This window comes from Micromonospora coerulea, from assembly GCF_016598485.1.
Taxonomy (GTDB): Bacteria; Actinomycetota; Actinomycetes; order Mycobacteriales; family Micromonosporaceae; genus Micromonospora; species Micromonospora coerulea.
Window position 1 is genome coordinate 1 of the sequence record NZ_JAEMUW010000051.1, and the last position, 17,292, is coordinate 17,292.

General features: G+C 73.0%; 15 protein-coding genes. 7 read left to right on the forward strand and 8 right to left on the reverse strand.

Annotated features, from left to right (window positions below):
* Positions 1-43 precede the first annotated feature (43 nt).
* Positions 44-1,132: an IS630 family transposase gene (locus I8N68_RS31195; RefSeq protein WP_200216706.1), complete on the forward strand. Its 1,089-nt coding sequence runs from the start codon at positions 44-46 to the stop codon at positions 1,130-1,132.
* Here the strand turns inward: I8N68_RS31195 and abc-f are convergent.
* The 4 genes from abc-f to I8N68_RS31215 form a co-directional block, all read right to left on the reverse strand.
* Positions 1,129-2,766 (reverse strand): ribosomal protection-like ABC-F family protein, encoded by a 1,638-nt coding sequence (gene abc-f / locus I8N68_RS31200; RefSeq protein ID WP_200216707.1) that lies wholly within the window; start codon positions 2,764-2,766, stop codon positions 1,129-1,131. The genes I8N68_RS31195 and abc-f overlap by 4 nt on opposite strands.
* Before the next feature lie 307 nt (positions 2,767-3,073).
* Positions 3,074-3,799 (reverse strand): hypothetical protein, encoded by a 726-nt coding sequence (locus I8N68_RS31205; protein ID WP_200216708.1) that lies wholly within the window; start codon positions 3,797-3,799, stop codon positions 3,074-3,076.
* 35 nt (positions 3,800-3,834) lie between these two features.
* A complete protein-coding gene (locus tag I8N68_RS31210) occupies positions 3,835-4,854 on the reverse strand; it encodes an alcohol dehydrogenase catalytic domain-containing protein (protein ID WP_200216709.1) in 1,020 nt (339 codons plus the stop codon).
* 115 nt (positions 4,855-4,969) lie between these two features.
* On the reverse strand, positions 4,970-5,560 hold the full coding sequence (locus tag I8N68_RS31215) for a TetR/AcrR family transcriptional regulator (RefSeq protein WP_200216710.1): 591 nt from the start codon (positions 5,558-5,560) through the stop codon (positions 4,970-4,972).
* Positions 5,561-5,813: 253 nt separating this feature from the next.
* Between I8N68_RS31215 and I8N68_RS31220 the strand changes: the two genes are divergently transcribed.
* On the forward strand, positions 5,814-8,054 hold the full coding sequence (locus tag I8N68_RS31220; protein WP_200216711.1) for a hypothetical protein: 2,241 nt from the start codon (positions 5,814-5,816) through the stop codon (positions 8,052-8,054).
* A 71-nt stretch (positions 8,055-8,125) separates the two neighbouring features.
* On the opposite strand, the gene I8N68_RS31225 is transcribed toward I8N68_RS31220, so the two are convergent.
* Positions 8,126-8,626 carry a MarR family winged helix-turn-helix transcriptional regulator gene (locus I8N68_RS31225; RefSeq protein ID WP_200216712.1) on the reverse strand — a complete coding sequence of 167 codons (501 nt, stop codon included), beginning with the start codon at positions 8,624-8,626 and terminating at the stop codon, positions 8,126-8,128.
* Positions 8,627-8,710: 84 nt separating this feature from the next.
* Here I8N68_RS31225 and I8N68_RS31230 point away from each other — a divergent pair, with 84 nt between their 5' ends.
* Positions 8,711-9,358 (forward strand): FMN-dependent NADH-azoreductase, encoded by a 648-nt coding sequence (locus I8N68_RS31230; protein WP_200216713.1) that lies wholly within the window; start codon positions 8,711-8,713, stop codon positions 9,356-9,358.
* 192 nt (positions 9,359-9,550) lie between these two features.
* The gene (locus tag I8N68_RS31235; RefSeq protein ID WP_200216714.1) at positions 9,551-10,975 is read left to right on the forward strand and encodes an aldehyde dehydrogenase family protein; all 1,425 of its coding nucleotides are present in this window, start codon (positions 9,551-9,553) and stop codon (positions 10,973-10,975) included.
* 94 nt (positions 10,976-11,069) lie between these two features.
* Here the strand turns inward: I8N68_RS31235 and I8N68_RS31240 are convergent, their stop codons facing one another.
* The gene (locus I8N68_RS31240) at positions 11,070-11,987 is read right to left on the reverse strand and encodes an AraC family transcriptional regulator (RefSeq protein WP_200216715.1); all 918 of its coding nucleotides are present in this window, start codon (positions 11,985-11,987) and stop codon (positions 11,070-11,072) included.
* Positions 11,988-12,088: 101 nt separating this feature from the next.
* On the opposite strand from I8N68_RS31240, the gene I8N68_RS31245 reads away from it, so the two are divergent.
* Together I8N68_RS31245 and I8N68_RS31250 are read left to right on the forward strand one after the other, a co-directional pair.
* A complete protein-coding gene (locus I8N68_RS31245; RefSeq protein ID WP_200216716.1) occupies positions 12,089-13,057 on the forward strand; it encodes an SDR family NAD(P)-dependent oxidoreductase in 969 nt (322 codons plus the stop codon).
* A 291-nt stretch (positions 13,058-13,348) separates the two neighbouring features.
* Entirely contained in the window at positions 13,349-14,182 is an 834-nt protein-coding gene (locus I8N68_RS31250; RefSeq protein WP_200216717.1) for a helix-turn-helix transcriptional regulator, read from the forward strand.
* On the opposite strand, the gene I8N68_RS31255 is transcribed toward I8N68_RS31250, so the two are convergent.
* Entirely contained in the window at positions 14,160-15,374 is a 1,215-nt protein-coding gene (locus I8N68_RS31255) for a low temperature requirement protein A (RefSeq protein WP_200216718.1), read from the reverse strand. The genes I8N68_RS31250 and I8N68_RS31255 overlap by 23 nt on opposite strands.
* Before the next feature lie 8 nt (positions 15,375-15,382).
* Positions 15,383-16,204 (reverse strand): alpha/beta fold hydrolase, encoded by an 822-nt coding sequence (locus I8N68_RS31260; RefSeq protein ID WP_200216719.1) that lies wholly within the window; start codon positions 16,202-16,204, stop codon positions 15,383-15,385.
* 330 nt (positions 16,205-16,534) lie between these two features.
* Between I8N68_RS31260 and I8N68_RS31265 the strand changes: the two genes are divergently transcribed.
* The gene (locus I8N68_RS31265) at positions 16,535-17,290 is read left to right on the forward strand and encodes an SDR family oxidoreductase (RefSeq protein WP_200216720.1); all 756 of its coding nucleotides are present in this window, start codon (positions 16,535-16,537) and stop codon (positions 17,288-17,290) included.
* The last annotated feature ends 2 nt before the right edge of the window (positions 17,291-17,292 follow it).

The following is a 17,292-nucleotide window of genomic DNA, read 5'->3' on the forward strand; positions in this document are numbered from 1 at the left end:
TGTCCTGAGTCGTTAATTCGCCGGCAGATAGTAGGCTGTCAGGGTGGCTGGTCGTCCGCGTGGTGTGGTGGAGCTGACTGATGACGAGCGTGCGTGTCTGACCCGGTGGGCGCGGCGGGGTAAGTCGTCGCAGGCGTTGGCGTTGCGGTCGAAGATTGTGCTGCTGTGCGCCGATGGCCTGGTCAACACGCACGTCGCGCAGCGGTTGGGTGTCTCGCGGGACATGGTGGGCAAATGGCGTAGCCGGTTCCTGGCGCGCCGGCTGGAGGGCCTGGTCGATGAGCCGCGACCTGGGGCGCCTCGCCGGGTCACTGACGACCGGGTCGAGGAAGTGATCGTCAAGACGTTGGAGCAGCAGCCGGCCAACGAGGACAGTCACTGGTCGACGCGGTCGATGGCCAAGGCCACCGGCCTGTCGCAGACGGCGGTGTCGCGGATCTGGCGGGCGTTCGGCCTCAAGCCGCATCTGGTGGACACGTGGAAGTTGTCGGCTGACCCGTTGTTCGTGGAGAAGGTCCGCGATGTGGTGGGTCTGTATCTCGATCCGCCGGTCAAGGCGATGGTGCTGTGCGTGGACGAGAAATCGCAGATGCAGGCACTCGAACGAACCCGGCCAATGCTGCCGATGATGCCCACCGTCCCGGCCCGGCAGACCCACGACTACGTCCGCCACGGCGTAGCCAGCCTGTTCGCCGCGTTCGACGTCGCCACCGGCGCGGTCATCGGGCAGGTCCACCGCAAGCACCGCCACCAGGAATTCCTCAAGTTCCTGAAGACCATCGACGCGAACACTCCCGCCGAGTTGGACCTCCACCTGGTCCTGGACAACTACGCCACCCACAAGACCCCAGCGGTGCAGCGGTGGCTGGCCGCGCATCCCCGCTTCCACCTGCACTTCACGCCGACCTCGGCGTCCTGGCTCAACCTCGTCGAACGCTGGTTCGCCGAGCTGACCAACCGGAAACTCCGCAGGTCAAGCCACCGCAGCCTCGCCGAACTCGAAGCCGACGTCCGCGCCTGGATCGACGCCTGGAACGCCGACCCGAAGCCCTTCGTGTGGACCAGAACCGCCGACGACATCCTCAACAGCCTCGCCACCTACTGCCGGCGAATTAACGACTCAGGACACTAGTCTCCCTCGGGCGCCCCGGTCTCCCGCAGCCCGCCCTCGTCGAGCCGCAGCCAGCGCCGCACCCCGATCTCCGCGAGGAACCGTTCGTCGTGGCTGACCACCACGAACGCGCCCTGGTACGCCCCGAGCGCGCTCTCCAACTGGCCGACGCTGACCAGGTCCAGGTTGTTGGTCGGCTCGTCGAGCAGCAGCAACTGGGGCGCCGGTTCCGCGCACAGGACGCAGGCCAGCGTGGCCCTCAGCCGCTCGCCCCCGGACAACGCCCCCACCGGCAGGTGCATGCGGGACCCGCGGAACAGGAACCGGGCCAGCAGGTTCATCCGCTGCGCCTCGGGCAGCCCGGGCGCGAACGCGGCCAGGTTCTCCGCCACCGTCCGGTCCGGATCCAGCAGGTCCAGCCGCTGCGACAGGTACGCGACCCGGCCGTCGGCCCGCTGGACCCGACCGCCCTCCGCGGTCAGGTCGCCGTGGACCAGGCGCAACAGGCTCGACTTGCCGACGCCGTTCGGGCCGGTCAACGCGATCCGCTCCGGTCCCCGGATCACCAGGTCGGCACCGTCGCCGGCGAACAGCGCCCGGTCGCCGTAGTGGACCTGCATCCGCTCGCCGAGGAACACCGTCCGGCCCGCCGGAACGGCGGTGCCGGGCAGTTCCAGCGCCATCTTCTGCTCGTCGCGCAGGGCGCGGCCCGCCTCGTCGAGCCGAACCCGGGCCTCGCTGACCCGCGCGGCGTGGGTCTCGTTCGACTTCCCCGCCGACTCCTGCGCGCCCCGCTTCATCGTCCCGGCGAAGATCTTCGGTAGGCCGGCGCTCTTCAGATTTCGCGCGGCGTTGCCGGCCCGGCGCTCGGCCCGCTCGCGGGCCTGCTGCAGCTCCCGCTTCTCCCGTTTGACCTCCTGCGCCGCGTTACGGACGTTGCGCTCCGCGGCGTCCTGCGCGGCGCGCACGGCTTCCTCGTACGCGGTGAAGTTCCCGCCGTACGAGCGGACCTCGCCCCGGTCGAGTTCGAGGATGCGGTCCATTCGGTCGAGCAGCGCCCGGTCGTGGCTGACCAGCAGCAGGCAGCCGGTCCACTCCTCGAGCACGGCGTAGAGCCGGCGGCGGGCGTCGAGGTCGAGATTGTTGGTCGGCTCGTCGAGCAGCAGCACGTCGGGCCGCTTCAGCAACTGCGCGGCCAGACCGAGGGAGACCACCTGGCCACCGCTGAGGGTGTGCAGCCGACGGTCGAGCGGCACGTCGCCGAGACCGAGCCGGTCCAGCTCGGCGCGGCTGCGCTCCTCGACGTTCCAGTCGTCGCCGAGGGTGGTGAAGTGCTCCTCGCCCGCGTCCCCCGACTCGATGGCGTGCAGCGCCGCCAGCTTGGCCGCGATCCCCAGCACCTCGGCGACGGTCCGGCCGCCCTCGAGCGGCAGGTCCTGCGGCAGGTAGCCGAGCATCCCCTCGACGGTCACGGTGCCGCCGGTGGGGCGGCGCTCGCCCGCGATCAGCTTGAGCAGCGTGCTCTTGCCGGCGCCGTTGGGCGCGACCAGGCCGGTGCGGCCCGCGCCGACGGAGAAGGAGAGGTCCGTGAGGACGGGCGTGTCGTCGGGCCAGGAGAAGGAGAGGTTCGAGCAGACGATGTACGCGTCGGACATGTGGCGTCCTCGTGGTGATGCGGGCGCGCGCGGCAGGGCGGCCCGGCGGGGAACAGGGCTCGTGGAACGACGGCATGGCGCCACGACGGCTGCGCGTGCGCGCGCCTGCCGAGGGCCTGTCCGGTGTCACCCGGAGATGTCGTCGTCGCCCGCCATGTCTGGTCTCCCTGTTCCGATCACTCGCCGCCAACCCTAACAGCGTCCGGCCGCTGCCGACCGCCGCGCCGCGGTCGTCCGCCCGGAGTGGCCGGACGGACGACCGCGGTGGTCAGCACCACCGAGCCGGGACCTCTCGATCTGTCGGGCCCTACTCGAACCGGATGTCCTGCAGCTCGATCGAGACGATCACCGTGTCCTTGACCGGGTTGCCGTTGTCGTCGGTCAGGTAGACCAGGCGGCGGGTCGGGACCAGGATGCCGTCGACCATCCGGGCGTCGAAGCTGTAGTTCGCGGCCACGGGCGCGCGCGGGCCGAACACCTCGGTGACGTAGTCGTGCCGCCGGATGTGTCCGGCCTCGTCGACGTAGTAGGTCTGCTCCCGGCTGTGCGTCGCCACCCCGTCTGGGAAGACCACCCGCAGCGGCCGCCACACCTCACCGTACTCGTGGTGCGGCGCCAGCTCCTCGATCCGGAACCCGGGCCCGGCCAGCAGGAACGGCTCGGTCAGGTAGTTCCACATGGCGTACCCGTTGAAGTAGGCCAGATGCAGCCGGTCCCAGGGCGTGCCGACCTCGTGGCCGGCGAAGGCGTCCCGGGGGCGGGTGCGCTCCTCGACCACTTCGCCCGCCTCGGTCTCGATGGCGGCGCGGTCCGGGGTGACGGAGCTGCGCAGTCCGGGCGCGCCGAACGGGGTGGTGCGGGCGGACTGCCGGTGCAGTTCGGCGCGGGTGACCACGTCGTTCAGCACGCCCTCCTGTCCCTTGAGCGCCCACAGGCCACCGCCACCGAGCACCCGGGCGCTGACCGAGGTCAGCTCGTTCCAGCGGTCCATGCCGCCGTGCACGGCGATGACCTTCGCCAACAGGTCGTTCATGATGGTGCTCCTGTTCCTCGTGCCGGATGTCGGATTCAGGCGGCCACGTCGAGCACGACGCGGAAGCGGGCCTGGCCGGTGAGCATGTGGGCGTACGCCTCGGGCGCCTCGGCGAACGGGCGGACCTCATTCCTCGACCGCACCCCCCGTCGCACGCTGAAGTGGAGGTTGTCCTCGTTCTCGATGGAGCTGCCGGTCAGGCTCCCGGCGATGGCCCGGGTGCCGAAGATCAGGTCGGCGGGCTGCACCGAGATCGGGTCGAAGCCGGCGCCGACCACGACCAGCCGGCCGCGCGGTGCCAGCCCCGGGACCAGCGCGGACATCGACGCGCCGCTCGCCGCGGTGGCGACGATCGCCGCCGCGCCGCCGAGTTTCTGCAGGGCGGCGCCGACGTCCTCGGTGGTGCTGTCGAGGTAGGTCTCGGCGCCCAGCTCCGTCGCGAGTCGCGCCTTCTCCGTGCCGCGCGCGATGGCGACGACGCGGTAGCCCAGCTCGCGGGCGTACTGCACGCCGAGGTGGCCGAGCCCGCCGATGCCCTGGACGGCCACCAGGGTGCCGGGACGGGCGTCGAGCCCCTGGAGCGCCTGGTACATGGTCAGTCCGGCGCAGAGCAGCGGAGCGGCGTCGGTCGCGGCGAGGCGGTCCGGGATCCGCACGAGGCCGCTGGCTCGGGCGTACGCGACCTCGGTGTATCCACCGTCCACGGTAGTGCCGGTCAGCGGCTGGGCGGCGCAGTTCACGAAGTCGCCGCGGCGGCAGGAGTCGCACTCGCCGCAGTGGCCGTTGAGAAAGCCGACGCCGACCCGGTCGCCGGGGCGCCACGCGGTCACGCCGGCGCCGACCGCGTCGATGACGCCGACGATCTCGTGGCCGGGCACGATCGGCGTCGACGGGTCGCGGAGCAGTCCGTTGACGGCGAGGGTGTCGGTGTGACAGACCCCGCAGGCCTGTACCCGCAGCCGCACCTGGCCGGGCGTCGGATCGGTCAACTCGCGCTCAACCAGGGCGAACTGCCCCGCACCGGTCACCTCGAAGGCACGGTAGGTGGTCATCATGATCCTCACGTTCGATGGAAGCACGCCGGTCGGGGCGTATGACCGGTCGTCTCGGAAGGGAGACAAAAAGGGGGGCGCCGCCGACGAGGGTCGACGCGTCCGGAGGGCCGGCGGCTCAGGTGAGGATCCGCGCCACGGTGAGAGCGAGGAACTCCTCGACGGGCTGCCGGCTGCCGGCGGCCTTCGCCCGCGCCACGGCGCCCTCGTAGCTGCTGATGATGAACCCGGCGAGCGCCCCCGCCGGCTCGTTGCCGTGCAGTTCCCCCGCCGCCCGGGCCTGCGTGATGGCCGCGGCCAACGCGTCGACCCAGCGGGCGAACCCGGCGTCCACGGCGTCCCGGAGCGCTCCGCTGTGCGCGGGGATCTCGGTGGCGAGGTTACCGAGCAGGCAACCGCGGTCCTCGCTGGTGTCGGTGAGCCCGACGAGGTACCGCAGGTGGGCGGTGATGCGTTCCAGCGGGGAGCCGCCGTGCTTCTCATCGAGCAGGTCCAGCGGCATCGCGGCCGCGTACCGCGCGACCGAGTCGAGGGCCAGCGCCTCCTTGCTGGCGAAGTGGTTGTAGAAGGTGCCCTTCGGGGCGCCGGCCGCCGAGACGATGTCCTGGACGCTGGTGCCGTTGTAGCCCCGCGCGTGGAACAGTTCCAGCGCCGCCTCGGAGAGCCGCTGCCGGGTCCCGGCGGAGGCCGGCGATCTGGGTCGTCCCATCGGTTGACCACTCCTTCCGGCCGCTCCGCGGGCCGGCCGGCCCGCGCTGAGCAGTAACACTATGACCGGTCGTCTCGGAATGCCAGTACTGTGACCACGGTCGCCTGAGCCGACCGGAAACGCCCCGAGCGGGACCGGGGTTGGCCGGTCGTCGGGCGGGTAGTCAGCCCGGCCAGCCGGGTGTGCGGCGCAGCTCGTCGTCGGTCCGCGACCCGTCACGAGCTGCTGGCCCGGCAGCGGGGGTCGCGGGCCGATGTCGAAGGAGTCACCGCCGCCCGGACGCGAGGACGTCCCGGGCAAGGTCATCGAGCTGCGGGTGCACGGCGTCTCGGGCGCCGGGGCCGGGCAGGTGCTCGACCGGCCGCATGTCCACCAGGTGGCCGGCGACCGCAGCGGCGGCTTCTACCGACCCCGGCCGGGCTACCCGGACAGCACGGGACCGGGCGGCGTGGTGCTTGAGGCGTACCGGTGGAGCGACCTGCCGTCGGGCACGGCCGCGCGGACGCTCTCCCTCGTCTTCCTGCTGCCGTTCATGCTCAGCAACGTGGCGATCTGGATGCGCCCGTCGGGGCGGGGATCCGGCTCGGGAGTCAAGGTGCTGTGCCGCCTCATCGCGCTCAACCTCACCCTGGTGTACGTGCTCTCCGCCGCCGGCGTCGCCCTCGACCTCATCGCCTGGAAGTGCATGGGCTCGTCGCGCTGCCTGGCGGGGCGTACCTGGCTGTCCTGGCTGGGCGACCGCCCGGTCGGACTCCGCCTGGTGGTACTGACCGTGCTACCGGTCGCCGCCCTGGGGCTGCTCTGGCTACTCAGCGTCCGGCCCGGCCGCTCGTACGAGGCCTTCCGGGTGCCGGGGGGCGGCCCGGAGGGCGACCGGCTCAGCGCCGTCGGCCAGTGGGACGCCATGCCGATGGTGGGCCGGTTGCGGGCGATCCACGTCGCCGCGGCGTTCGCGGCGCTGAACTTCACCCTCCTCGCCGCGCGGGGCGCCGGCGGACCAGCGCCCGTCGTGATCGCCCTGGCCACGGTCGCCGGCGCGGTGCTCGTGGCCTGCATGGCGCTGCTCTGTGCCCCCGCGTCGCTGGAACGGGCGTCGACCAGCCCGACGGATCGGCTCGCCGCCACCGCGCGCGTCGTCGCGTGCGCCCTGACCGCGCCGACCCTCGGCGTCGTCGCGCTGGACGGCACCCCCTGGGCGACCTCCACCGGACTGCCCGGGTACATGCGGATCGTCGCCTGGGCGTTCGTCGCCCAGATGGGGTTGCTCCTCGCGCTGGCCGTGCTGGCGCTCTGGCGGCGTCGGGGCCGGGACCCCCGACCGGTGCTGCTGCGCGGCCTCGGCGCGCCGGTCATCGCAGCCGCCGGGGTGGGCCTGGCCGGCGCCCTCTCCGCCGAGCTGGTCTACCGGACGGCGTACTTCCTCAACCGGCGGGCGATCACGGGGAGCGCCGGTGACCTGGTGCCGCCGCCGCTGGCATACAAGTGGGCGATCTTCACGTTCTTCCTGACCTCGATCGTCGCGGTGGCCGCGGGCGGCGCGGTCACCCTGCTCACCCGGCCGGGCCGGCGGCGCGCCGCGGCGGCCATCGTCGCCCGGGACTTCCCGGACGCCCCGCCGGAGGCGGCCGGCCGGCTGGACCGGGTGGCGAGGACCATCGCCCGGGCCCGGTTCACCGAGCGGCTCGGGCCGCTGGCCACGGTCTACGCCTGCCTCGCCGCGTTCGGCCTGGCCACGAGCGTGCTGGGGGTGTTCGAGCTCCAGCCCGGCCCGTTCGTGGAGCGGTTCCTCGCCGTGCCGGGCGGATTCGTGAACTTCGGGCTGACCGTCGGCAGCTACCTCATCGCCGGGATCATCGTCGGACTGGTGGTGGGCGGCCTTTTCGCCTACCGCACGGCGGAGTTCCGCCGGTACGTGGGCGTGGTGTGGGATCTGGGCACCTTCTGGCCCCGGGCGGCCCACCCCTTCGCGCCGCCCTGCTACGCCGAGCGGGCCGTACCCGAGCTGGCCAAGCGGATCTGCTACCTGGCGAGCCAGCACGACGCCGTCCTGCTCACCGGCCACAGCCACGGCTCGGTCCTGCTCGCCGCCGCCGTGCTGCAACTGCCGCCCCCGGTACGCCGCCGGGTGGCGCTGCTCACCTACGGGTCCCCCCTGGACCGCCTGTACGCCCGGCTCTTCCCGGCCTACCTGGGCCGGGACGTGCTGCACGAGGTGGGCGCCCGGCTCGACTGGCGGTGGCTGAACCTGTGGCGGGACACCGACCCGATCGGCGGCTGGATGTTCGCGCCCCACCGACCCGGCGACCCGCCACCGGGGGACGACCCCAGTGCCCGGGTGGACCGCCGGCTACGGGACCCGGTGAACGTGGTGACGCCGCCGAGCGACAGCGTCCCCCCACCTCTGCAGGGGCACTGGCCGTGCGAGTCCGACGAACGGTTCGCCGCCGCCGTTTGCGAGCTCGTCGGCCGGCTCCGCGGCATCGACCGCGGCTGACGGCCACGACCGCCGGCCGGGGAAGTCGGGTTCGTCGGCGGACCCAGAGTCCCGTGGCGGCCGCCCCGGCCTCAGCAGGCCGGGCTGTCGCCGGTCGCCTCGGACGGTTGCTCCGGCAGTGCCTCGGTGCAGGTGGCGGTGGCCGCGCCCGTGGCGCGCTGGAGCAGATCGTAGAGGGTTTGCCGCTGCCCGGTGTCGAGCGCGCCGAGGACCTCCCCCTCCACCGCCGCGAGGGCGCATTCCGCCTCGCCGAGCCGGCGGGCGCCGGCCTCGGTGAGTTCGACGACGTGGCGCCGGCGGTCCTCCGGTGAGCGCCGCCGCTCGATCAGCCCCTCCCCCTCCAGCTCATTGAGCAGCCCGACGATGTTCGTGCCGTCCATGGCAAGGGTGCCGGCGAGCGCCTGCTGACTGCTGCCCCCCTGCGCGCGCAGCACGGTCAGCGCGACCAGGTGACGCGGCCGCAGGCCCAACGGCGCCAGCACGGTCTCGGCCCGCATTCGCATCCGCCGGGCGAGATGGTCGAGCAGCGGCGCCAGGCGGTGCGCTGACTGGTCGAGCGGCGCGGCGGACATGTGACCAAGTCTACCGACCGACCCAGGAGTCTGCGTGGTACAAATGGTTCGCGCATCACAAACGATTCATGGAAGGGCAATCCAATGCCGCACCTCTTGCACATCGACTCCAGCATCCAGGGGGAGCGCTCGGTGAGTCGCCGGCTCACCGCCCGGGCCGCCGACGCCTGGCGGGCCGCCCACCCCAGCGGCACGGTCACCTACCGGGACCTGGGCCGCGACCCACTGCCCCACCTCGACGAGGCCAGCGGCCTGGCCCGGATGGTGCCCGCCCAGCAGCACACCCCGGCGCAGCGGGCGTCCTGGGCGTTGACCGAGCAACTGGTCGACGAGGTGAAGCGGGCCGACACCGTCCTGCTCGGGCTCCCGCTCTACAACTTCGCCGCGCCCAGCAGCGTCAAGGCCTGGGTCGACCACCTCATCGCACCCGGGCTGTCGTACCACCCCGAGAGCCAGACCGGTCTGCTGGACGGGCGGGAGCTCATCGTGCTGGCCACCCGGGGCGGCGGCTACGGCGAGGGCACCCCGCGCGCCGGCTGGGACCACGCCGAGCCCTGGCTCCCGCACGGCCTGGCGATGACCGGCCTGCAGCCGCGCTTCATCACCGCCGAGCTGACCCTCGCCCCGGTGAACCCGGCCATGGCCGGGCTGATCCCGCTGGCCGAGGAGAGCCTCACGGCGGCCGAGCGGGCGATCGACGACCTCTGGGTGCCGGCCGCGGCGGCGGCGTAGCGGCAGCAGTTCGTCCGGTGGTGGCCGCCGGGCCCGGCGGCCACCACCAGGCGATCCGATTGCCCGGTATTCCCGCGCGGTCGCCCCGGCCCGCATCGCCGCAGCCGCCGGCGGTTGACCCCAACCAGGGACCGCCCGGCCCCGGACAAGCCGCCCCTGGTTGGGGTCCGGCGCCGGTGCGAGCGTCGGGGCATGACTTCTTCCGCATTCACCGTCACCGGCCACTGGATCGGCGGCGGGATCGTCGCCGGCTCGGCCGGCACCCTGCCCGTGCTGAACCCGGCGACCGGCGACCTCGTGGCCGAGGTGCCGGCCGGCACCTCGGCCGACGTCGACCGGGCCGTCGCCGCCGCCCGGGCCGCCTTCCCCGGGTGGGCCGCGACCAGTCCGGCGGAGCGGGCGGCCACCCTGCGCCGCATCGCCGCGGGCCTCGCCGCCCGCCAGGAGGAGATCGCCTCGGCGATCACCGCCGAGATGGGCTCTCCGATCGCCATGTCCCGAACCGCCCAGTTCGCCTTCCCGATGGCGGTGCTCGAGTCCGTCGCGGGCCTCGCCGACGACTTCTCCTGGACCGAGGAGATCGGCAACTCGTTGATCGTGCGCGAGCCGATCGGCGTGGTGGCCGCGATCACCCCGTGGAACTTCCCGCTGCAACAGATCGTGTCCAAGCTGGCCCCCGCGTTGCTCGCCGGGAACACGATGGTGTTCAAGCCGTCCGAGAACGCTCCGCTGACCGCCCGGATCCTCGCCGAGGTCACCGACGCGGCGGCCCTGCCGGCCGGTGTGTTCAACGTGGTGTACGGCACCGGCCCGGTCGTCGGCGAGGCGCTCTCCGCTCACCCGGACGTCGACATGATCTCCTTCACCGGCTCCACCCGGGCCGGCCGGCGGATCTCCGCGGTGGCCGCCGGGACGGTCAAGCGGGTCGCGCTGGAACTGGGCGGCAAGGGGGCGAACATCATCCTCGACGACGCCGACCTGCCGCAGGCGGTCGCCACCGGGGTCATGATGGCGTTCGCCAACGGCGGCCAGGTCTGCGGCGCGTGGCCGCGCATGCTGGTGCCCGCCGCGCGCCAGGAGGAGGTCGTCGCGCTCGCCATCGAGGCGGCGCAGCGCTTCACCGTCGGCGACCCGAACACCGAGACGACCGTGCTCGGTCCGATGGCGTCCGAGGCGCACCGGCAGAAGGTCGACGGGTACATCGCGCGCGGAGTCGCCGAGGGAACGCGGTTGGTCTTCGGCGGCCCCGGCCGCCCCGAGGGCCTGGCGACCGGCGCCTACGTCCGGCCGACGATCTTCGCCGACGTCGACCCGCGCTCCGCGCTCGCCCAGGAGGAGATCTTCGGTCCGGTCCTGACGATCATCCCCTACGCCGACGAGGAGGAGGCCGTCGCGATCGCCAACGGCACCGAGTACGGGCTGACCAGCGGCGTCTTCGGCGAGCCAGAGCACGCGCTCGCGGTGGCGGCGCGGCTGCGGGTGGGCCAGGTCGACATCAACGGCGGGCACTGGAACCCGCTGGCCCCGTTCGGCGGCTACAAGCAGTCGGGCAACGGCCGCGAGTTCGGCCGGTTCGGCCTGGAGGAGTTCCTGGAGACCAAGTCGATCCAGCGGTGAGGGCGGCGCCGCCCCGTGCCGAACCCTCCCGCCGGGGCGGCCGTCCACCGTCGGTCGTAAACGGCCGAACCTGGTGACCGGTAGCGCGGTCAGCTCACCCGGCCCGGGTGAGCTGACTGCGGTAGGCGCGCGGCGAGTGGCCGGTGGTCCGTTTGAACGCGACGCTGAGCGCGCTCTCCGAGCTGTACCCGACGGCGCGGGCGATGGTGGCGACGGTGTCGTCGCCCCGGCGGAGCCGGTCGGCGGCGAGCTCGATCCGCCATTCGGTGAGATATTCCAGCGGGCCCTTGCCGACGACGTCCTTGAACCGGGCCGCCAGGGACGACCGGGAGACGGCGACGACCCGGGCCAGCTCCACCACCGTCCATGGGTGTGCCGGCCGGGCGTGCATCTCCCGCAGCGCGGCGGCGACCGTCGGGTCGGCCAGGCCGGCCAGCCAGCCGGCCGCGGGTCCGGGGTCGCGGGCCAGGTGCAGGCGCAGCATCCGGACCAGCATGACGATGGCGAGGCGCTCGGCGACGAGGGTGGCCCCCAGTGGCCGGCCCCGCAGTTCGGCGTCGAGCTCGCCGAGGGCCCACCGCACGGTGGCGGCCTCCGGCGTCGCGGCCGGCACGTGGATGACCGGCGGCAGGCTGTCCAGCAGGAGGGCGCAGGCCCGCTCGGTGAAGGTGAACGCGCCGCCGATGAGGAAGACGTCGTCGCCGTCGCCGGCCCGGGCCACACCGTCGCCGGCCGCGGCGAAGATCGGGTAGGCCGGCTCGACCGGCCCCTCGGGGTTGCTGGCGAGGGTGAAGGCCAGCGGCCGGGTCAGCAGGAAGCAGTCGCCCTCGGCGAGGTGGACCGGGTCCGGCAGCCCGTCCACCCGCAGCCAGCAGGAACCACGCCGGACGGCGTTGAACTTGGCCCCGGCCGGTGGCGGAAACCGGACGGCCCAGCGGCCACCGGCCACCATCCCCGCCGACACCTGACTCGTCGCGTCGAGCAGGGCCAGCACGTCCTCCAGCGGGTCCACCCGCACCTCCTTGTCTGGACGCACGCTTGTCTGGACGCACGCGAAAGAGCGCTGGACGCTGAACCATGGGTGGTCCAGGACCCGTCGATAGCGTTGCCATCATGACAGCCACCGCACGTCTGACCACGCCGTTCACCGCCCGGACCACCGCCGCCGAGATCCTCGACGGCGTCGACCTCACCGGACGCCGGATGATCGTCACCGGCGGCGCCTCCGGCATCGGCGCGGAGACCGTACGCGCCCTGGCGGGCGCCGGCGCGGAGGTCACCGTCGCCACCCGCGATCCCGGCCGGGCCGCCGCTCTGGTCGAGGAGTTCGCCGGGCCCGGCGCGGGGAGCGTCCGGTCGGCCGCCCTCGACCTGGCCGACCTGTCGTCGGTCGACGCCTTCGTCGCGGCCTGGGAAGGCCCGCTGCATGCCCTGGTCGCCAACGCCGGCGTGATGGCGGTGCCGACCCGGCAGCTCACCCCCGAGGGCTGGGAGATGCAGCTCGCCACCAACTACCTGGGCCATTTCGCCCTCGCCCGCGGCCTGCGCGACAACCTCCGCGCCGCCGGCTCGGCCCGGGTGGTGGTGGTGAGCTCGGGGGCACAACTGCGCCGGGCCGTCGACTTCGACGACCCGCAGTTCGAGCGCCAGCCGTACGAGCCGTGGGCGGCGTACTTCCAGTCCAAGACCGCCGACGTCCTGCTCGTCGTCGGCATCGCCCGGCACTGGGCCGCGGACGGGATCACCGCCAACGCGGCCAACCCGGGCTACATCATGACCAACCTGCAGCGTCACCTCGACGACGACACGCTGCGCGCGTTCGGGGTGACGATGGACGAGGCGGGCAACCGGACGGTGCCGGACTACTTCAAGAGCCCCGCCCAGGGCGCCGCGACCTCCGTGCTGCTGGCCGCGTCGCCGCTGGTCGAGGGCGTCACCGGCTGCTACTTCGAGGACAACCAGGAGGCGGAGGTGGTCCGGGGCGGCCCGGAACCGACCACCGGGGTGGCCGCGCACTCCATCGACCCGGCCTCCGCCGACCGGCTCTGGGCGTACGCCGAGGAGGTCCTGGCCGCCCGCTGAGCCGCCGGGTGCGCGGCGAGCTCGCGCCGCTGCCACGCCTCCCGCCACCCGGCGCCGCCGGTTCAGCCCGGCAGCTCCGGCGCCTCGTCCCACAGCCGCTCGGCGTGGCGCCCGCGCCCGGCCGCTCTGGGCCCACGGAACCACGGACCGGTTGACCCTGGATCTCCCCCGCCCGCCGAGCGACCGTGGACGGGCCGGCGGAACACCGGTTCCCGGCCGCCTGTTGTGTCGGGGGGCGGACGCCACGTCCGCCGGCAGCCGCCCGCCACGACCGGCGCAAGGAGGAGGACCATGGACCGCGCTCGACTCGCCGGCTTCCTGCGTACCCGGCGCGAGGCGTTGCAGCCGGAGGACGTCGGGCTGCCCCGGGGTCGTCGTCGGCGCACCGGAGGGCTGCGCCGCGAGGAGGTGGCGGCGCTCAGCGACATGTCGACCGACTACTACAGCCGGCTGGAGCAGCAGCGCGGCCCGCACCCTTCCGAGCAACTGCTGGCCGCGCTGGCCCGTGGCCTGCGCCTCACCCTGGCCGAGCGGGACCACCTGTTCCAGCTCGCCGGCTACGCGGTACCGCACCGTGCCGCCCGGGCCGACCACGTCAACCCGGGGATGCTGCGGATCCTCGACCGGCTTCAGGACACCCCGGCCCTGGTGGTGAACCACCTGGGCGAGACGCTGGCACAGACCGCGCCCGCGGTCGCCCTGCTCGGCGACGACACCCGGCACACCGGGCTGGACCGCAGCCTGCACTACCGCTGGTTCACCGACCGGGCGGCGCGGCTGCTGCACCCGCAGGAGGACCACCCCACCCACAGCCGGCTCCTCGCCGCGCACCTGCATGCCGCCTACACCCGCGACGGCCGAGGCTCCCGGGCCGCGGCGATCGTCGACGCCCTGCTGGCCGCCAGCGGCGAGTTCGCCGAGCTGTGGCGGGAGCACCCCGTCCAGAGCGCGTACTGCCCCCCGAAACGCTTCCGGCACCCGGAGGTGGGCGCCCTGGAGCTGCACTGCCAGACGCTGGTGGACCCGGACGAGTCACAGACGCTGCTGGTCTTCACCGCCGCGCCCGGTTCGCAGAGCCACGAGAAGCTGCAACTGCTCTCCGTCATCGGGGCCCAGCGGGTCTGACCCCGACCGGCCGCGGTGCCCACCGGCCGCGGGCCAGCCGCTCGTGGCCGGCGGCGGCCACCAGCAGCGCGGCGAGCACACCGAGCGCTGCCGCGCCGGGCAACGCCCGGCCGAGCGGCGTCAGGAGCAGCGCCAGAGCGGCGAAGGCCACCTGCACCGGTGGCACGGCGCCGGTGGAGAACCCCAGGAAGAGCAGCCGCCCGGCCAGGTAGAGCGCGGCGCCGCCGTACAGCGCGACGGCGGCCGGCCAGCCCAGCGACGACCCGGCCGCGTGGTGCCCGCCGACGTACGCCTCGGCGACGTGCGCGAGCACCTGCTCGACGCCGACCGCCAGGTAGATCACGCCGACGATCAGCAGCACGTGGCCCTCGCTGTAGGCGTCGGCGGCGATCCGGTCGCGCCGGTCTTCGTTCGCCGCGTGGAGGGCGCGGGCGGCGGCGGGCGCGGCCGCGTCGAAGTACAGCCACCACAGGCAGACGCTCACGGTGAGGCCGAGCAGGGCGACCCCGAGGACCGGCAGCGCGGTCACCGCGGGGCCGGCCCCGACACCGGCGGCGATCAGCGACTCGCCGAGCGAGATGATCACCACCAGTCCGTGGCGTTCGATGAAGTAGTTCGGGCTCAGCAGCGGCCAGGCACCGCGCCACCCGTACGAGAGGCGCTGGCCGCCGATCTCGATCAGGAACGCCGCCACCCACAGCGCGGCATGGGCCACCCCGCCCAGCACCGCGCCGAGCAACAGCAGCACCCAGCCCAGGGCGCTGACCGCGGCGAAGAACCGGATCCGCTCCCGCAGTCCGGGCACACTCGCCGCCGCCCGGTGGTACAGCGCCAGATGCACCACGCGCAGCAGCACATAGGCCAGCGCGAGGAGCAGCGGCCCGTCCAGGCCCGGCTCGGGCGACCAGGCCCGGGGCATGACCAGCGCGGCGACGAACAGCGCCGCCATGCCGACCAGCACCCCCGCCCGGACCACACCGACGTCCACCGGCGTCTGGTTGCCCAACCAGACGTACGACGCCCAGGCGATCCAGAGCAATACCAGCAGGAGCAACCCCTGCGCCATGGCAACCGGGGTCGGCGGCTGCCCGATCAACGCCATGATCCGGGTGAGCGCGAAGACGAAGACGAGGTCGAAGAAGATCTCGAACGGCGTCGCCCGACGATCCCGGGCCGCCGGCGCCGGTGGCATCGGGCTGATCAGCCTCGCAGGAACGCCAGCAGATCCTTGTTGACCTGATCCTGCATGGTGGACGTGATGCCGTGCGGCGCACCCGGGTAGTAGATGTCCTGCGCGTTCGCGATGAGCTTGGCGGTCTTCCTCGCCGAATCCTTCACCGGGACGATCTGGTCGTCCTCGCCGTGCAGCACCAGCGTCGGGATGTCGAACTTCGCCAGGTCGGCGCGGAAGTCCGTCTCGGAGAAGGCCTTGATGCTCTCGTACGCGTTCCAGAGGCCGGCCTGCATGCTCCACAGCCAGAACTGGTCGAGGATGCCCTTGGACACCTTCGCACCCGGCCGGTTCGCGCCGTAGAACATCTGCGCCAGGTCCTGGTAGAACTGCGACCGGTCCCTGAACAGGTTGGCACGCAGCTCGTCGAAGACGCTGATCGGCAGCCCCTCCGGGTTGTCCGGGGACTGCACCATGATCGGCGGGACCGCCGAGATGAGGACGGCCTTGGCGACCCGCCCCGTACCGTGCCGGCCGATGTAGCGGGCCACCTCGCCGCCGCCCGTCGAGTGACCGACGAGGGTGGCGTCCCGCAGGTCGAGGGCCTCGATCACAGCGGCCAGGTCGTCGGCGTACCCGTCCATGTCGTTACGGCTGCGGGCCTGGCTGGACCGGCCGTGACCCCGGCGGTCGTGCGCGACCACGCGAAAGCCGTTCTGGACGAGGAAGAGCAGTTGCCCGTCCCAGGCGTCCGCGTTCAGCGGCCAGCCGTGGGAGAACGTGACGACGGGGCCTTCGCCCCAGTCCTTGTAGTAGATGTCGGTGCCGTCCTCCGTGGTGATGTAGCCCATGCCGTTGCTCTCCTGATCGTCGAAACGAACGCGGCGGGGCGGCACTGGCGGACGTCCGCACGCCGGCGTCGTGCCCCGCGGACACCTTCCGGCGGGCGCGGTCACCCGATGACCGTCCGGTCCAGGTCGGCTCCCCCCGATGCTATGTGCCGGTACTCGTGGTACTCGGCGTCACGGCCGGTTCACCCGAACGTGGACCGCCGTCAGGCTCGCCTGCCCCGGGCCCTGGACTGCCCTAGCCTCGTTGTCACGGATCGGCTTCCTGACCGGTCGTAGGGGATGACAACGCGGCGTCCAGCACCCCGCAGGCAGACAGGGAGTGATCCGAAAATGAAGATCGTCGTCATCGGCGGCAGCGGACTCATCGGCTCGAAGGTCGTGACCATCCTCGGCAGGCAGGGTCACGACACGGTGGCCGCCTCCCCCAAGACCGGCGTGAACACGCTGACCGGGGAGGGCCTGCCCGAGGCGCTCGACGGTGCCGACGTCGTCGTCGACGTGTCGAACTCCCCCTCGTTCGCCGACGCCGACGTGCTGGAATTCTTCGAGACGTCCACCCGCAACCTCCTCAGCACCGAGGCCGCGGCCGGCGTACGCCACCACCTGGCGCTCTCGATCGTCGGCGCCGACCGGATCCCGGACAGCGGGTACATGCGGGCGAAGGTCGCCCAGGAGAAGCTCATCAGGGCGTCCGGGACCCCCTGGTCGATCGTGCGGGCGACGCAGTTCTTCGAGTTCGTGCAGGGCATCATCGACAGCGCGACGGTGGGCGACACCGTGCACCTCGCCCCGGTGCTGATCCAGCCGATCGCCGCCGACGACGTGGCGGCAGCCGTGGCCGAGGTCGCGGTGGGCCCGCCGACAACCTCCGTCGTCGAGGTCAGCGGCCCGGAGCCGTTCCGCCTCGACGAGCTGGGTCGGGCCACCCTGGCCGAACTCCACGACACCCGCGAGGTGGTGAGCGACCCGGCGGCGCCGTACTTCGGCGCCGTGCTGGCGGAACGCTCCCTGGTGCCGGCCGACGGCGCCCGCCACGCCGACACCCGACTGGAGGACTGGCGCGCCCGGTCCGCGCAGGTCAGCTAGGA

Bases quoted from the DNA above. Each gene is read 5' to 3' on its own strand.
- abc-f (WP_200216707.1), bottom strand. From the start codon at position 2,766: ATGTCCGACGCGTACATCGTCTGCTCGAACCTCTCCTTCTCCTGGCCC.
- I8N68_RS31210 (WP_200216709.1), bottom strand. From the start codon at position 4,854: ATGATGACCACCTACCGTGCCTTCGAGGTGACCGGTGCGGGGCAGTTC.
- I8N68_RS31250 (WP_200216717.1), top strand. From the start codon at position 13,349: ATGGACCGCGCTCGACTCGCCGGCTTCCTGCGTACCCGGCGCGAGGCG.
- I8N68_RS31230 (WP_200216713.1), top strand. From the start codon at position 8,711: ATGCCGCACCTCTTGCACATCGACTCCAGCATCCAGGGGGAGCGCTCG.
- I8N68_RS31265 (WP_200216720.1), top strand. From the start codon at position 16,535: ATGAAGATCGTCGTCATCGGCGGCAGCGGACTCATCGGCTCGAAGGTC.
- I8N68_RS31255 (WP_200216718.1), bottom strand. From the start codon at position 15,374: ATGCCACCGGCGCCGGCGGCCCGGGATCGTCGGGCGACGCCGTTCGAG.
- I8N68_RS31235 (WP_200216714.1), top strand. From the start codon at position 9,551: ATGACTTCTTCCGCATTCACCGTCACCGGCCACTGGATCGGCGGCGGG.
- I8N68_RS31220 (WP_200216711.1), top strand. From the start codon at position 5,814: ATGTCGAAGGAGTCACCGCCGCCCGGACGCGAGGACGTCCCGGGCAAG.
- I8N68_RS31205 (WP_200216708.1), bottom strand. From the start codon at position 3,799: ATGAACGACCTGTTGGCGAAGGTCATCGCCGTGCACGGCGGCATGGAC.
- I8N68_RS31245 (WP_200216716.1), top strand. From the start codon at position 12,089: ATGACAGCCACCGCACGTCTGACCACGCCGTTCACCGCCCGGACCACC.
- I8N68_RS31225 (WP_200216712.1), bottom strand. From the start codon at position 8,626: ATGTCCGCCGCGCCGCTCGACCAGTCAGCGCACCGCCTGGCGCCGCTG.
- I8N68_RS31215 (WP_200216710.1), bottom strand. From the start codon at position 5,560: ATGGGACGACCCAGATCGCCGGCCTCCGCCGGGACCCGGCAGCGGCTC.
- I8N68_RS31260 (WP_200216719.1), bottom strand. From the start codon at position 16,204: ATGGGCTACATCACCACGGAGGACGGCACCGACATCTACTACAAGGAC.